General features: G+C 43.5%; 15 protein-coding genes and 1 riboswitch. Of the genes, 7 read left to right on the plus strand and 8 right to left on the minus strand.

The annotated features are described in order from the left end of the window. The first annotated feature begins 88 nt into the window (after window positions 1-88). The gene (locus BSG1_RS11625; RefSeq protein ID WP_006837229.1) at window positions 89-451 is read left to right on the plus strand and encodes an aminoacyl-tRNA hydrolase; all 363 of its coding nucleotides are present in this window, start codon (window positions 89-91) and stop codon (window positions 449-451) included. A gap of 247 nt (window positions 452-698) precedes the next feature. Continuing rightward, the gene (locus tag BSG1_RS11630; protein ID WP_006837230.1) at window positions 699-1,034 is read left to right on the plus strand and encodes a VOC family protein; all 336 of its coding nucleotides are present in this window, start codon (window positions 699-701) and stop codon (window positions 1,032-1,034) included. A 70-nt stretch (window positions 1,035-1,104) separates the two neighbouring features. On the opposite strand, the gene BSG1_RS11635 is transcribed toward BSG1_RS11630, so the two are convergent. Next, window positions 1,105-1,767, minus strand: coding sequence for a hypothetical protein (locus BSG1_RS11635; protein ID WP_156791475.1), 663 nt, complete (start codon window positions 1,765-1,767; stop codon window positions 1,105-1,107). Between the two features lie 120 nt (window positions 1,768-1,887). On the opposite strand from BSG1_RS11635, the gene BSG1_RS11640 reads away from it, so the two are divergent. Then, entirely contained in the window at window positions 1,888-2,187 is a 300-nt protein-coding gene (locus tag BSG1_RS11640) for a hypothetical protein (protein ID WP_006837232.1), read from the plus strand. 32 nt (window positions 2,188-2,219) lie between these two features. Here BSG1_RS11640 and BSG1_RS21575 read toward each other — a convergent pair whose 3' ends face one another. Next, complete coding sequence (locus BSG1_RS21575; protein ID WP_083802877.1) at window positions 2,220-2,294, minus strand: YjcZ family sporulation protein; 75 nt, start codon at window positions 2,292-2,294, stop codon at window positions 2,220-2,222. Window positions 2,295-2,497: 203 nt separating this feature from the next. Between BSG1_RS21575 and BSG1_RS11645 the strand changes: the two genes are divergently transcribed. Further along, window positions 2,498-2,752: a hypothetical protein gene (locus BSG1_RS11645; protein WP_006837233.1), complete on the plus strand. Its 255-nt coding sequence runs from the start codon at window positions 2,498-2,500 to the stop codon at window positions 2,750-2,752. 195 nt (window positions 2,753-2,947) lie between these two features. Here the strand turns inward: BSG1_RS11645 and BSG1_RS11650 are convergent, their stop codons facing one another. Continuing rightward, the gene (locus BSG1_RS11650) at window positions 2,948-3,757 is read right to left on the minus strand and encodes an MBL fold metallo-hydrolase (RefSeq protein ID WP_006837234.1); all 810 of its coding nucleotides are present in this window, start codon (window positions 3,755-3,757) and stop codon (window positions 2,948-2,950) included. A 186-nt stretch (window positions 3,758-3,943) separates the two neighbouring features. Here BSG1_RS11650 and BSG1_RS11655 point away from each other — a divergent pair, with 186 nt between their 5' ends. The 3 genes from BSG1_RS11655 to BSG1_RS11660 all read left to right on the plus strand — a co-directional run bounded on the left by BSG1_RS11655 (window position 3,944) and on the right by BSG1_RS11660 (window position 6,289). After that, the gene (locus tag BSG1_RS11655) at window positions 3,944-5,203 is read left to right on the plus strand and encodes an MFS transporter (protein WP_006837235.1); all 1,260 of its coding nucleotides are present in this window, start codon (window positions 3,944-3,946) and stop codon (window positions 5,201-5,203) included. Window positions 5,204-5,302: 99 nt separating this feature from the next. After that, entirely contained in the window at window positions 5,303-5,452 is a 150-nt protein-coding gene (locus BSG1_RS20875) for a hypothetical protein (protein WP_006837236.1), read from the plus strand. A 201-nt stretch (window positions 5,453-5,653) separates the two neighbouring features. Next, window positions 5,654-6,289, plus strand: coding sequence for an FMN-dependent NADH-azoreductase (locus BSG1_RS11660; RefSeq protein ID WP_006837237.1), 636 nt, complete (start codon window positions 5,654-5,656; stop codon window positions 6,287-6,289). A gap of 621 nt (window positions 6,290-6,910) precedes the next feature. Here BSG1_RS11660 and BSG1_RS11665 read toward each other — a convergent pair. The 5 genes from BSG1_RS11665 to BSG1_RS11685 form a co-directional block, all read right to left on the minus strand. Continuing rightward, window positions 6,911-7,453 carry a cupin domain-containing protein gene (locus BSG1_RS11665; RefSeq protein WP_006837238.1) on the minus strand — a complete coding sequence of 181 codons (543 nt, stop codon included), beginning with the start codon at window positions 7,451-7,453 and terminating at the stop codon, window positions 6,911-6,913. 14 nt (window positions 7,454-7,467) lie between these two features. Further along, entirely contained in the window at window positions 7,468-8,094 is a 627-nt protein-coding gene (locus BSG1_RS11670) for a methylthioribulose 1-phosphate dehydratase (protein ID WP_006837239.1), read from the minus strand. After that, window positions 8,078-8,761: a 2-hydroxy-3-keto-5-methylthiopentenyl-1-phosphate phosphatase gene (locus BSG1_RS11675; RefSeq protein WP_006837240.1), complete on the minus strand. Its 684-nt coding sequence runs from the start codon at window positions 8,759-8,761 to the stop codon at window positions 8,078-8,080. The genes BSG1_RS11670 and BSG1_RS11675 overlap by 17 nt, the downstream gene beginning before the upstream one ends. Continuing rightward, window positions 8,758-9,966 (minus strand): 2,3-diketo-5-methylthiopentyl-1-phosphate enolase, encoded by a 1,209-nt coding sequence (locus tag BSG1_RS11680; protein ID WP_044022794.1) that lies wholly within the window; start codon window positions 9,964-9,966, stop codon window positions 8,758-8,760. Before BSG1_RS11680 ends, BSG1_RS11675 begins: the two co-directional genes overlap by 4 nt. Before the next feature lie 205 nt (window positions 9,967-10,171). Next, a riboswitch (SAM riboswitch) is annotated at window positions 10,172-10,273 on the minus strand. Window positions 10,274-10,375: 102 nt separating this feature from the next. Continuing rightward, window positions 10,376-11,554 carry a pyridoxal phosphate-dependent aminotransferase gene (locus BSG1_RS11685; RefSeq protein ID WP_006837242.1) on the minus strand — a complete coding sequence of 393 codons (1,179 nt, stop codon included), beginning with the start codon at window positions 11,552-11,554 and terminating at the stop codon, window positions 10,376-10,378. Window positions 11,555-11,665: the final 111 nt, after the last annotated feature.

The raw sequence follows: 11,665 nt of genomic DNA on the forward strand, positions 1-11,665 counted from the left end.
ATTTTTATCCCTGTCTTTGTCAATCAATCACGTTCCCCATCAACATTTCAAATGCATACCGTAACACATTCAAATAAGGAGGGATTTCATGCCTGCCAGCGAAGTTGTTCAATATTTCATCGTTAACAAAGAACTAAATATGTCAGCGGGAAAAATAGCAGCACAGACGGCTCACGCCGCGACCATCAGCACCATCGACCTTCTTTCAGACAGATCTTCCTTTGCAAACTTTCGCGAGGATTTCATCGAGTGGTACCAAGCGGGAATGACGAAAATTGTGCTGAGAGGTAAACAGAAAGACCTTGAAAAGCTGGCTGAACAGGGATTTTACAGTATTCGGGACAGCGGAAGGACAGAAATAGCATCCGGTTCACTGACTGTCGTGGCCTTGCCGCCTATGCCCAAATCCCAAGCGAAAGAGAAGGTAGGCCATTTATCTCTGTTTAAGTAGGCTCTTTTCTAAAACTTTGTTGCTATTCATTATGAAATTCAAGGATATAAACATATTTCACAGGAATTACTATGGTAAACAAGAAAGACAAGAGCAATTCACCCTGTTCAGTTAGATAAGCCCTTGCACCTGAGGGAAATCCGGTCCTTTGGATTTTGCCGATAGCAACAATCTATACGAACACAGCGTTTAAGTAAAAGGAAAATTGGAAAAACACTGAAAGGATAAAAAAGAAAGGGGTAGAATCATGTTTGCAAAACTGGATACCGTCATTATAAATGTAAAAAGCTTAGGTACCGCCAGACAGTGGTACAGTGACGTCCTCGAGTTGGAAGAAATTTTTGATGGGGGCAGCCACATCGTTTTTAAAGTGGGGCAAGGAGATGCACCGATTACTATTATAGAAGGTGAAACAGGCCGTTCCTCAGTTAAACCCATTCTCTTTTCTGACGCCATTGAAGAAACACAGCTGAAATTGAAGGGCAAGGGAGTTGAAGCAGGTCCGCTCGAAAATGACGGGACTGTAACCTTCTTTACGTTTGACGATCCTGATGGTAACAGCTTTGAGGTGTGCCATTACTAAAGTAGATAGCATAGGCTTAGTGGGTTATTCTATAAAAAAGCAGCAGAGCGTTGATCGCCCTGCTGAACCCTTACCAGAAAAATCTTCTTCGTTGCCCAGGAGTCATTCCAAAGTGGCCCGGCATTCCGGATCCTGGTAATGGAGGGCCGCCTAAATACGGGGGACCAGGGGCAAAATAACCTTCAGTGGGACCTACTTGATAAGGACCATATGGCAGACCGGGTCCATATCCCGTGTTTCCTGCTCCCTGCATAAATTGGGGCTTAAATCCTTCCTGCGGGGAATAGCCATATTGAGGACCATAACCTGTAGTTGGGGTATAGGTGTAATCAGTTCCTAGCCCATTCATCTGTCCGGTGTTCATTCCAGCCGGATAAGGATTCATCGATGGCATGCCGGGCATTTGGTACGGGTTCGTGCCGGGCTGCATACCTTGCATAGGGGAAGTGTAATCACCCTCCTGCATGCCATATATATCGTAAGGGTTTTGGCCTTGCTGCATATCATATTGACCAGAGTTGGTCATGGGTACAAGATAGTCATCGTCGATTCCTGACATCTGTAGCGGATTTAGAACATTGGCTCCATACATATTTCCTGTCATGCCAATGCCGTCCATGCCTTCCATTTGATATGGATTCATCTCACCCTGGGTCATGTTCATCATATATTCCTGTTCCCCAGGTGACATAGGGTTCATCCTGCCCATAGAATAAGGGTAAAAATTTTTCACAAAGAAATACCTTCCTTTCAACGATCCTGATTTTCAATTCCTTTCCATCCTATTGAGGAAAAAGAAACCTGTGCCTATCCAAACGATATAACGATTTTATAAACGAAAGAAGGAAATGCAATGAAAAAAACATCTGTATTTGGATTCATGCTATTCTTGACTTTATGTATAACTGCATTATCATTTCCAGCATACAGCAAGGCATGCGAATGTCTCAGTGAAGGGTTCAGTATCACTCACTCTAACTCAATTGAGATAACCTCAATGAACCTGAAAAACTCTCCTGGTGACACGGAAAAAGAGAAACCGCTGTTTGAGAACATCATCATTTACCTTATCATCTTCACGCCTGTAATCGTCATTACAATGGGTGTCTGGATTCTCAACAAAATCTTCAAATCCACTAAAATAAAAGAGTGAGACCGGAATTTACCGGTCTCACTCTTTTCCTATTAATAGGATGCTCCGATAATAATCAGCAGGATGAACAACACAACGAACAATGTAAAGTTTCCTAATGACTCTATGACTCCATTATTGAAAGAGCACTTTCCGTATTACTATATTCTGGTTACATTTTTTGGTATGGACAAGCATCGCAGGCTATTCGTTGATTTTTTTAGTACCCCCGTTAAGAGGCTATTTCCTATGTTCTTTATGTCAATGTCCATACATATCTCTAGTAACTTTCATACTCTATCAAGAACCGAAATAGAAGGGAGGAGTAACTATGGAAGGAAGCAGCCTTGCTCGAATGGAAGTGGAAATGAAGAGAGTTCAAGAGAAACTAAGAAATCTAGAGTTAATGATCTTAGACCTGCAAGACCAAACAGGACGGCAGCGAAATCCAATACAACGGACGAATAACGGAGCTAATTTTTCGTTTTTAGAAGCTATCGATATGGAGAAACTGGGAAAAATCGCCTTGTTCATCACAACACTTTATAATCAGGAAGAATCAGAAGATGGACAAGAAGAGGAATAGTTTTCGAAAGCTATTAAATTGTTGGGGAATACACGAGAAACAAGGAAATAGAGCTATGATTTACACATCAGCCTATCAATAGAAAACCTACAAACCAGATTCAGAGGACGAACCTATAAGCAGTTTCGTCCTCGAATAGTTGTGTAATACTCGTTTTCTCCTCAATGATTGAAACCGTCAATTTAAAAACAAAACTTATTTTTTATTTTCAGGAATCTCAGTCGCTCCAAAGTCTCTCGCCAGTTTATCCAAATTGGTTGTCAGTTCATCGTCAGCGAGCGGAAGACCGTGGCCGACCACTGCCACTTGGGGCTTTAATCCGGCAAGAGTCTTAACAGAGTCCCAGGCCGCCTGCCAATCAACTGTGAAATATTGGGGAGGTCCATGGATTTCCTGCTTTTGTGTCATTACTTCGTATAGCTTCTCCTGTTCAACATTGATGAAAGCATCCCCTGATATGAGAGCTTTGTCACTGTCCCTGAATAATGATATATGTCCCGGTGTATGACCAGGCGTATGGATGGCTCTCCAGCCTGGAAGTACAGGAATCGCTCCATCCTCAGGCAGGATATTCAGGTGGGAGGAGATATTAATGCTGTGGCGGGGAAACATCGAAGACATCTTCGCCACCAAACCACTGTCTGCATCCGTATTGGGAGGCGGGTAACTGCTCTCTCCTGACAGGAATGGTTTTTCTAAGGAATGAGCGTAAACAGGAACATCCCATTTCTTAAGCAGTCCTTTAAGTGCTCCTACATGGTCAAAGTGGCCATGAGTCAGGATGATCGCCTTACACACTGCATTTTCACCAAAACGTTCTTTTGCTGCCTCCATTATCATGCTCTCAGAATCCGGCATACCAGCATCCACCAGCACAAATTCATTGCTCTCACGCGGGTTACCGATGAAAGCAATATTAACGATCTGTACGTTAAAACAATAAAGGTCCGGCAGTACTTCGATTCCCGTACCGCTTGTTACAGACGTCATAGGCATTTTCTTCATAATAATCCTCCTTCGTATATTCGGTGGTAGTATCTGTAAAAAACTTATTGAATATGTGACATCAATTCCATTAACCCTACCCTTTTTGGATTAAAAATATTTGCTTTCTCAAAAAAAATGTTTCCATTCCCGAAATATTGTTTTACTATTTAATAGGAAACTGGAAATGAGGCGGAATAATAGAAAATGAAAGCATATTTGCTGGAATGCGTAAACAACTATAAAAGATATAAATACAATGTCAAAATGGCGATTGCAGCTAATTTATTGACCCAAATTGGAATGGGCATTTTCATGACCCTTTATAATTTATATTTGAGGGAATTAGGGTACAGCGAACTGACAAATGGAAATGTGATTGCCATGACGGCTCTGGCACAAACCATTTTCCTGGTGCCTGCAGGATTTTTAAGTGATATGTGGGGCAGGAGAAAGGCGATGCTGGCAGGGGCTGCGCTTGCTGCTATTACGCTCCTGGGAAGGTCATTTTTCGAGGGTGAAATGGTTCTCATAATCTTGGCATTCGGCAGCGGAGCCTTCATGGCATTCATACAAGTGAGCATGATTCCCTGGCTCGCGGAAAACTCAAATGAAAAAGAAAGAGTCCACTTATTCAGCTTTCATTTTGCCGTCATGATGGCAGCTAATGTAATTGGAAATCTCTCTGGCGGAGTCCTGTCCGATCTATTTACATATATGGGGCTTGAATCATTGACAAGTCTGCGAATAACTCTCATCATCGGAAGTCTTTTCTTTCTTGCCGGGCTGCTGCCTCTATTTTTTATGAGGGAGGAAAATCACCTAGTAGAGAAAAGATCCTTGGGGAAGATTCAATGGAAAGGAAAAGGGAATCAGTGGAAGCTGGTGTTCCTGTTTGTCGGGGCCCAGTTGATTATCGGCATTGGATCGGGTCTTGTAGTGCCCTATCTGAACTTATATTTTGCAGATCGTTTTCAAACATCCCATTCGGCGATAGGACTTATTTTATCCCTTGGACAGGGAGCAACAGCCATAGCGATGATCATAGGACCTGCCATCGTTAATAGGATGGGAGAAGTGAAGGCTGTGGTGTTATTACAGTTACTTTCCCTTCCATTTTTAATCCTGACAGGCATCACTACCAATCTTTATCTCGCCGTAATAGGATTCCTGTTTCGCCAGGCACTTATGAATGCCGGCAATCCCATTCAAATGGCCTTGATGATGAGGAAAGTTCCGGATGACAAAAAAGGGATCGCAAATTCGTTAAGTCAAATGGCCTTCTCTTTCGGATGGGCAACCATGGGTCCGGTTTCCACTTATATTGTAGCTGCCTATGGTTCTTACTGGGGATATTCCATCGTGTTTGCTATAACTGGCTGTATTTATCTGATTGGAGCGATTTACTTTTTGATGGTTTTTAGAGAAAAAAGTATAGGTATCAAGAAGCAGCCCGCTGCAGTTTAAATGTAATTAAATTTCTGATAAAATAGTGCTATTTTCTTAAATAGGATGATAAAATAGGGGTTATACTACATAATACTTTTTTATCAGGAGGAAATAAACATGGATAACAAACCGCTGCACTATGATGGATCCATTACTAAGAATGAAGGAACTGAAAATGGTGTACAGACTGACGAACGTTTCATCCTGACATCGGAAGCAAGAAAAAACCTTGGCGGAAATCCTTATGAGGTAAGCGGGGAAGAGTGAGGGTTAAGAAGTGGACTTCAATGTCCGCTTCTTTTTTTGATTATAAGTAACATGTCATAAGACTCAATTTTTCAAGGAAGTGGTTTCCTTACCTGGATGGGGGTATATAAATGACGTTGAGAATTTATGAATACTTTGAATAAAAGGGCTCATATAGAAAAAACTAAACTGTCAATTTACTTGGAAGGGAACGATCAGCATATGGCAAAGCTTCTATACATAACAGCACATCCACATGATGATGCACAGTCATTCAGCATGGCTGTCGGAAAAGCATTCATCGAAACTTATAAAGAGAGCAATCCATCCGATGAAATCATTCATATGGACTTATATAAGGAAAATATCCCGCACATCGATGTTGATGTGTTTGCAGGTTGGGGGAAACTTCAAAAGGGCTCAGGTTTTGAAGAACTTTCTGAGGAAGAAAAGGCAAAAGTCGGAAGGTTGTCTGAATTAAGTGAGCAGTTCATATCGGCAGATAAGTATGTGTTTGTAACCCCGCTATGGAACTTTTCATTCCCTCCTGTCATGAAAGCCTATATCGATTCGGTTGCAGTAGCAGGGAAGACCTTTAAATACACAGCCGAAGGTCCGGTCGGTTTACTGACAGACAAAAAAGCCCTTCATATCCAGGCGCGCGGAGGAATCTATTCAGAAGGACCGGCAGCCCAAATGGAAATGGGCCACCGCTACCTTGATATCATCATGCAATTCTTTGGCGTCCCTTCCTTCCAAGGACTGTTCATTGAAGGACATAATGCAATGCCTGAAAAAGCCCAGGAAATTAAAGAAAATGGAATTGCACGTGCTAAAGATTTGGGTAAAACTTTCTAATGAGGGCCCAGCGGGTTTTGATCTGCTGGGTTTTTTAATGTAACAACAAACTCTCGGAAAGTGACCGAAGTTGTTTAAGTGGACCCTTGAAACATACTATGACTGGGCCGATTAGCTTCTTCATTAGAATCGACCACCTTTTTGTACCACTTTGGCCCGGCCGATTCCACAAAAGCATTAATTCGACCTCGTTCTAGAAGCCCTTTAACCGGCCAATTTCACTATGCATCCGATTCGAGCATGTTTACGGCTCTATGACCGGGTCGATTCCTAGAAACACCAATTCGACCATGTCTTTGCACCTCTAAGACCGGGTCGATTCCCAGAAATATCAATTCGACCATGTCTTTACACCTCTATGACCGGGTCGATTCCTAGAAACACCAATTCGACCATGTCTTTACGCCTCTATGACCGGGTCGATTCCTAGAAACATCAAATCGACCAGCTCTATACACCTCTATGACCGGGCCGATTTCTAAAAACACCAATTCGACCACCTCTTTACGCCTTTATAACCCGGTCGATTCTATCAAGCACTAAATTAGCTGTACCTTTCGCCAAACCTTAATTTACTAATGAAAAACCAACGAACCAAGGTCCGCCGGTCTAAAAATACTTTCAAGATTGTTGAAATTCCGGGTCTTTATACGGATGGGCTACCCAGCCGGTGGAATCAATGAACAGGCGGACAGCCACTACTTGTTTATCTACCATCAATGTAAAGAAGTGGGGGTTCCCTTCTGGAACAGAAATCACATCGCCAGGTTCGAGTTCCACATCAAAATAGCCTGTGTCGTCACTGCCTTTGATGATAAAGATTCCATGACCTGCTGTAATTGCACGGACTTCATCCTCAGTGTGAGTATGAACCTGCTCGAATTTTTTCAGAAGCTCTTCGATATTCGGCGTTGCTTCCGACAGGGCGACAACATCCCAGCTGCCGTAACCGCGGCGTTCTGCGAGGGATGTTATTTCGCCTTCAAACGTATCAATGATTGTTTGTTTTTCTTCATCCGTGATTTGGCAGCGGTCGCGTAAATCAGCTGGAAGTTTAGTAACATCCCAATGCTCATAAAGTACTTCTTCATTTGACAAAAATGCGCGGACATTTTCCTCACCTGAAATTGTTTTACCTGAGTTTCTTACTTTGATAACAGCCATTATTATTCCTCCTATTAGATAAGCGCTGCTTGGCGCAAGGTTAGTAGTTTTACATGATAATTAAATAAGAATTCATATGCCTCCAAATACTTCTTCGCGTCGAAGGCATTTTTTCCCCAAACAGTGATTCCATGATTCCGGATCAGGACAGCCCCGCTGTCACCATGAATATGCGGGACAAGCTCACTGGCCAGAAGAGGGATATCTCCATGGTTCGGAATGATGGGGAGGTGCAATTCTGCTCCTTCTTCCCTAAGGCCGAAAGCTTTAATGATTTCTTGCCCTCTGAACACCACTTTTCCTCGGTCTCCATACAGCTCAGAAATCACATTGTTATCCACCGTATGAACGTGGAGAGAGCATCCGGCGTCCGTCCGGCGGTAGATTTCCAAATGAAGCAACATTTCTGCCGAAGGTTTCAAATGTGTATCTTCCACAGGTTTTCCATCACTGTTCACAAGAAGGAAATCTTCAAAAGTGGTCTTTCTTTTGTCTTTTCCACTGGCAGTCACCAGGAAGGTAAGGGGAGAGTTCCCGACCCGTATCGACAGGTTGCCGCTCGTTCCAAAGAACCAATCCCGTTCTGCCAATTCAGCTTTAACCTCGCTTAGTTCATTCCACTGCTTAAAATAGTTGCCCATGTTTTTCAGCCCTTCTATTAATCTCTTCCAAATCTGCTATGACTTCATCAAACGTTTCAAAATAGCGGTAATTCAATCCTAGCTCTCTACATTTATCTGCTAGAAAATTATCACAGGCAAAGACAAGGTCTGCCATTTTCGCCCCTTCGAGATCAGTGATCGAATCACCAATCATGATAATGAAGTCACCAGGAACCGTTTCTTGACGAATAATACTCGTTTTACAGCAGCCGCATTCATTGTTGCAATGGTCATCGCAAGAATGAGGCCAAGTAATCCTGATCGTCTCTTCTGAAAAATCCGCACTGTTGCAGTAAATTTGGTCAATCGGGACAATTCCCTCGAGAATCGGTTCTACAAAAAAATCAATGCCGCCGCTGACAATCTTTAAATCTATGTTTTTTTCCCGGCTCCACGTTATGAAGTCTTTAAACCCTGCACGCAGCTGATGGGTGTCGAGCAAATATTGAACCAGATCTCCACGAAGAGAGGAGGGGAGAAGCCGAAACAGTTCACCGACACCCTGCTTGATTGAAATGTCCTGCGCAAGAATAGAGTCTTTGACTGAATTCCACTCAGGGGGAGCAAACTTTTTCATGATGGAAATGATGTTATCAGTTGTCGTGATTGTTCCATCAAAATCACAAAATATCTTTAATTTTGTCATACCGATACCTCACTTAGTCCCCAGAGATCGATTGCCTGCCGGAGTTCTTGATGTTCGTTAGCTGCCTTTTCAAGCGAGATCCCTTTCAATACGGCATCAATCGCCTGGTTAAATGCTTTTCCTCCGCCCGCTGCACCAAGTGGATGGCCGTGAACACCGCCACCCGCATTAATGACTGAATCCGTTCCGAAATCTCTGTAGAGCAAAGGCGTCAATCCAGGATGAATACCGGCAGAAGGCACTGGGAAAGCCTTTTTAAAGAGGGAATCTTCCACAGTCAGTTCATGAGCGATCCCCAGGGCGGATTCCTTTTCCAAAGCGACACTGCCATACGGTGACGGGAAGAGAGACAGATCGGCTCCCGCATAGCGTAGCAATTTTCCTAAGAGCAGTGAATGGGAAAAGCCGTAAAATGGAGACGAAGTCAATGCACCGCTCACTGCAGGATGCGCCATGATCGGAAGGCCGATTTCATTATCTTCGCGTATCGCCTGAAGTACATCCAGACCATATGCAAAGACGTTAAAAAGAAGAAGATCTGCCCCCAGTTCACGCGCTCGTCTTGCCTTTTCCTTTAAATCATACGTTTTACCTGATAGATTAACAGCGTATAGAGTACGGTGACCCGTTTCATCATAAACAACATCCAGTGTCTGTTTGGCCTTTTGAATCCTCTTGGCGAACGGCGTAAGGGGGTTATCAAAGAGAATTTCATCATCTTTTACAATGTCAATTCCGCCTAGCGCCTGATCTCTCAATTGATTTGAAAAGTAATCCAGTTCCTTTCCGATCACACTTTTAAAAATGCTCATCACGAGCGGGGTGTCGTACTTATTAAGCCTCTGCCTGATACCATCGATTCCAAAAGCGGGACCAGGGAACGCAGACTGTAATTCTTCGGAAAAATGCAAGTCGGTCAATTTAATTTTTCCATCAAGGGAAAGCTTGCCAAAAACGGTTGTCAAAATAGCCGGAAGGTCACTGCTGAAGTTGGCTGCAGGGTAACAAATTTTGATGAGGCCCTTATTTTCCTTTAGAGCTTCTACGGAAACGACCCGGCCTTTATGACGCTGTAGTTGTTTCTGTTCCAGGAGGGGAAGGTCTGTCCATGAACCAACCGTCAGGCCAAGAGCGATCCCTTCCGCTTTTTTCTCAAGATTGTCCGTCGGTCCATGGATAGTATAGACCGCTGTTATGTTTGACATAGATGATGCTCCTTTCAACAATCTCCGTATTCTCAACAAGAAAAGCACAAGCGCCATGCTCAGCGGCATATGTAAGAGTCGGCTCCATAGTGAATTCGCAATGAGGAGCGGGGAAGCACATAACTGCCGGGACGCTGAAGCTGGACAATAAAAAAACCTCTTCCCGCTGAGGAAGAGGTTTTATTTTTACAACAATAAAAATAAACTCTTATCTCTCAGCATAACTGCTGCAAGAATTAGCACCGTGCTTTAAAAGTCGGTTGCCGGGCATCATAGGGCCAGTCCCTCCGCCTGCTCTTGATAAGAATAGGAAATGTATTCATTTTTTTGATAATTTCAAAATGGATTATGACACTTATTGGAATAGTTGTCAATTATTTTTTTCTTCAGTACTCTCATGAAGCAGGAGCTATTTTTTAAACAGTCCCAGTTTGCCGATTCTCCGTACGGCTTCCGCCAATTCTTCTTCTTCACGCAGCAATCCAACCCTGACATAACCTTCGCCATACTCCCCAAATCCGATCCCAGGTGCAACTGCTACATGGGCCTCTTCAAGCAATTTATTGAAAAAAGATTGGGAGGTGAAGCCTTCCGGTACAGGCAGCCAGGCAAAGAAGGAGCCTTTAGGCGGATCAACATCCCAGCCGATTTCTTTTAAGTGATCTATAAGAAAGTTTCGTCTGGATTCATAAAGTGACACTAATTCGTCCACACACTCCTGGGAGGAGGTCAATGCTGTGGCGGCGGCTTCTTGAACGCCACCGAACAAGCTAACATGCAAGTGATCCTGAAGAAGATTCAACGCAGCGATGACACTCGGATTACCCACCGCAAACCCGACTCTCCACCCGGCCATGTTATAGGTTTTAGACAAAGTATAGATCTCAATCCCAACATCTTTTGCTCCCTGAGTCTGAAGATAGCTCAACGGTTTTTCTCCGTCAAACCCGATGGCTCCGTAAGCGAGGTCGTGGACGACACAGACATCATTTTCCTTTGCCAACCGAACGGTTTCTTCAAAAAATTCCGACGTGGCAATGGCTCCTGTCGGGTTGTTCGGATAATTCAGGAACATCAATTTAGCACCACTCAACGTAGCTTCATCGATCTTTGGATAATCGGGAAGGTATTGATTTTCTTCGAGAAGGGGCATCGGTGCCATTTCCGCGCGGGCTAGAGAAACACCGGACCAGTAATCAGGATACCCGGGATCTGGAACCAATGCGATATCTCCTTCATCAAGCAGGCACTGGCTGACTTCGATAAGACCGGCCTTGCCCCCGAAAAGCACAGCCACTTCTGTTTCAGGATCGATGTCTACGTTATATTCACGTTTATAAAATTCGGCTGCCGCTTCTTTGAAAAAAGTGTAGCCCCGAAATGGGGAGTATTTATGGAATAATGGATTCTCGACTGCAGCCTGAGCAGAACGCACGATATGTTCCGGCGTTGGCTGGTCAGGATTTCCCTGAGCTAAATTAATCACATCATGGCCCTCGGAAGTCACTTTGCTCACGTCTTTGACAAGCTTTGCAAAAAACTGCTGAGGAAGATCTTCTAAGGTTTTGGAATAATTGAATTTTTTCATAAGACGCTCCTTTTGAAAGATTCTTGAAATTCTAGTAGCTTATGTTATATGGTTAATGAAAAAAAGTCCAGCTGAATTTTTTGAATTTTGTGAGGAGGAGTACTATGGGTT

The sequence above is a fragment of the Bacillus sp. SG-1 genome, assembly GCF_000181495.1.
Lineage (GTDB): Bacteria > Bacillota > Bacilli > Bacillales > Bacillaceae_B > Rossellomorea.

Coding starts and splice junctions, on each gene's coding strand:
- BSG1_RS11625 (WP_006837229.1), top strand. CDS start 89: ATGCCTGCCAGCGAAGTTGTTCAATATTTCATCGTTAACAAAGAACTA.
- BSG1_RS11630 (WP_006837230.1), top strand. CDS start 699: ATGTTTGCAAAACTGGATACCGTCATTATAAATGTAAAAAGCTTAGGT.
- BSG1_RS11640 (WP_006837232.1), top strand. CDS start 1,888: ATGAAAAAAACATCTGTATTTGGATTCATGCTATTCTTGACTTTATGT.
- BSG1_RS11645 (WP_006837233.1), top strand. CDS start 2,498: ATGGAAGGAAGCAGCCTTGCTCGAATGGAAGTGGAAATGAAGAGAGTT.
- BSG1_RS11650 (WP_006837234.1), bottom strand. CDS start 3,757: ATGAAGAAAATGCCTATGACGTCTGTAACAAGCGGTACGGGAATCGAA.
- BSG1_RS11655 (WP_006837235.1), top strand. CDS start 3,944: ATGAAAGCATATTTGCTGGAATGCGTAAACAACTATAAAAGATATAAA.
- BSG1_RS20875 (WP_006837236.1), top strand. CDS start 5,303: ATGGATAACAAACCGCTGCACTATGATGGATCCATTACTAAGAATGAA.
- BSG1_RS11660 (WP_006837237.1), top strand. CDS start 5,654: ATGGCAAAGCTTCTATACATAACAGCACATCCACATGATGATGCACAG.
- BSG1_RS11665 (WP_006837238.1), bottom strand. CDS start 7,453: ATGGCTGTTATCAAAGTAAGAAACTCAGGTAAAACAATTTCAGGTGAG.
- BSG1_RS11670 (WP_006837239.1), bottom strand. CDS start 8,094: ATGGGCAACTATTTTAAGCAGTGGAATGAACTAAGCGAGGTTAAAGCT.
- BSG1_RS11675 (WP_006837240.1), bottom strand. CDS start 8,761: ATGACAAAATTAAAGATATTTTGTGATTTTGATGGAACAATCACGACA.
- BSG1_RS11680 (WP_044022794.1), bottom strand. CDS start 9,966: ATGTCAAACATAACAGCGGTCTATACTATCCATGGACCGACGGACAAT.
- BSG1_RS11685 (WP_006837242.1), bottom strand. CDS start 11,554: ATGAAAAAATTCAATTATTCCAAAACCTTAGAAGATCTTCCTCAGCAG.